This is a genomic window from Microbacterium sp. H6 (assembly GCF_003314775.1).
In the GTDB taxonomy this organism is placed as follows: Bacteria; Actinomycetota; Actinomycetes; order Actinomycetales; family Microbacteriaceae; genus Microbacterium; species Microbacterium oxydans.
On the sequence record NZ_QOAY01000097.1, the window covers coordinates 364 to 2,052 of the forward strand.

A 1,689-nucleotide genomic window follows, 5' to 3' on the forward strand; every position below is an offset into this window, starting at 1 on the left:
GCGGCGCCGGGCCCTGTCGCCACGGGGGTGTCGCCGACGGTAGGATCGTCAGCACAACCACGGGAGTCCGGCGAGCCGGGCTGAGAGGGAGCGAATCGCGCTTCGACCGTCGAACCTGATCTGGGTCATGCCAGCGCAGGGAGGAGTTCAGATGAGTACGCCCACGTCCGCATCCACGCAGCAGGCATCCGCCGCCGCACAGGATCCGCACCGCACATCGATCTGGCGCTGGCGCGTCGTCGACATCGTCGTTGCCGCCGTCCTCGGCGTCGCGATCGGCCTCGTGTTCTGGGGATGGAACACGATCGGCTACGCCTGGTTCGGTGCGGCCGATGCTCTGACGCCGGGACTGGGCGGTATCGCCGTCGGCATCTGGCTGCTGGGCGGCGTCGTCGGCGGCCTCGTCATCCGCAAGCCCGGTGCGGCGCTGGTCGTCGAGCTCGTCGCAGCGATCGTGTCGATGCTGATCGGAAACGTGTGGGGCGTCTCGACCGTGCTGTCCGGCATCGTGCAGGGACTCGGCGCGGAGATCATCTTCGCCCTGTTCTTCTACCGGCGCTTCGGGATCGCGGTCGCCGCGCTCGCCGGTGTCGGTGCAGCGGTGGCTGCCTGGGTGTTCGAGCTGTTCTACGGCAGCTCACCCAACATCCTGAAGTCCGTCGAGTTCAACACGATCTACCTGGTCAGCGTTGTCGTCTCCGGGGCGATCCTGGCGGGTGTCGTCGGTTGGCTGCTGGTGCGCGCCTTGGCCGTCACCGGTGCACTGAACCGCTTCGCCGTCGGGCGAGAGCACGTGCGCGAGGTCTGACCGTGACCATCGCCGCCCCGGCCCGCGTGCAGGCTGCGGGCTGGGGCTGGCGGTACGCCGGTCGGAAGCTCCCCGCCGTCGAGGACGTCTCGTTCTCGATCGAACCGGGTGAGCGGGTGCTGCTGCTCGGCGCCTCCGGTGCCGGGAAGTCGACGCTGCTCGCGGGCCTGGCCGGGGTCCTCGGCGGCGACGACGAAGGGGTGCGAACCGGGTCGCTGCACATCGACGGTGCCGCCCCCGAATCCCGGCACGGTCAGGTGGGCCTCGTCCTGCAGGACCCCGATGCGGGGATCGTGCTGTCGAAGGTCGGCGACGACGTGGCGTTCGGGTGCGAGAACCTCGGTGTGCCCGCATCCGAGATCCCCGGTCGCGTCGCGGAGGCGCTGGATGCCGTCGGGCTCGATGTGCCGCTGCAACGCCCCACGAAGGCCCTGTCGGGCGGACAGAAGCAGCGACTGGTGCTCGCCGGTGTGCTCGCGATGCGCCCAGGGCTGCTGCTGCTCGACGAGCCGACGGCGAACCTCGACCCCGAGGGTGTGCGCGAGGTGCGGGCGAGCGTCGAACATGCCGTCGCCTCCACCGGTGCGACGCTGATCGTCGTCGAGCACCGCACACCGATCTGGGTCGATCTGATGACGCGGGTGATCGTGCTCGCGGCCGACGGCGGACTGCTCGCCGACGGGGAACCGGCCCAGGTGTTCGCGGCATACGGCGATGTGCTGGCGGACGCCGGGGTGTGGGTGCCCGACCGGGGGATCGACCTGCCCGTGCTGGAGCAGGTGTCGGCACCGGACGCGCTCATCGCGTCCGCCCTGACGATCGGACGGGAGCACGGAGCGCCGGTGCAGCGCGGGCTCGACCTGCGCGTGCCGCGGGGGAAC

General features: G+C 70.7%; 2 protein-coding genes and 1 riboswitch. Both genes read left to right on the forward strand.

Annotation, left to right across the window (positions count from 1 at the left end):
- Positions 1 to 49 precede the first annotated feature (49 nt).
- Positions 50 to 159, forward strand: a riboswitch (TPP riboswitch).
- Positions 152 to 808, forward strand: a complete 657-nt coding sequence (locus tag DSP71_RS06580; RefSeq protein ID WP_046747499.1) for an ECF transporter S component — start codon at positions 152 to 154, stop codon at positions 806 to 808. It overlaps the preceding riboswitch by 8 nt.
- Positions 809 to 810: 2 nt before the next feature.
- Positions 811 to 1,689 (forward strand): energy-coupling factor ABC transporter ATP-binding protein (locus DSP71_RS06585; protein WP_396652045.1); only part of this gene is annotated, 879 nt, incomplete at its 3' end.